This window comes from Protofrankia sp. Cj3, from assembly GCF_917627355.1.
Lineage (GTDB): Bacteria > Actinomycetota > Actinomycetes > Frankiales > Frankiaceae > Protofrankia.
Genome location: NZ_CAKJTR010000231.1, coordinates 1,169 through 1,633, shown reverse-complemented (window position 1 = coordinate 1,633; position 465 = coordinate 1,169). Strand labels below are relative to the sequence as shown.

General features: G+C 72.5%; 1 protein-coding gene. It reads right to left on the bottom strand.

Annotation, left to right across the window (positions count from 1 at the left end):
- On the bottom strand, window positions 1–465 hold a 465-nt coding region (locus tag MJ783_RS20985), incomplete at both ends, for a WD40 repeat domain-containing protein (protein ID WP_239313060.1).

Genomic DNA, 465 nt, shown 5'->3' with positions numbered 1-465 from the left:
AGAACTCCACCGACCACACCCGGCCGGTGTGGCCGGTCAGGGTGCGTAGTTCCCGGCCGGTCGTGGTGTCCCACAACCGGACCATGCCATCGTCACCCCCGGAGGCGATCATGGTGGTGTCGGGGGAGAAGGCGACCGCGTACTGCGATGAGGAGGCCGACCGCGCCATCACCTGCGCGGGATCCCGCCCGGCCACCGCCGCCACGGCCAGCTCGGGCGCGTCCCGGGCCGAACCGAGGCGCCCACCGAGAATCGCCGCCCGCGACCACCGGCTCCCCGTCAGTACCGCGCCGGTCAGATCCGTGTCGACCAGGCGGGCACCACGCAGATCCGCACCGGTCAGGTCCGCCCCAGCAAGCGTCCCACCTATAACCTGGATGCCATCGAGGCTGGCCCCACGGGCGACCATCCGGTCCGCGCTGACCTCGCGAACCCTCGCGCCGGACAGGTCCGCCCCGGACAGCA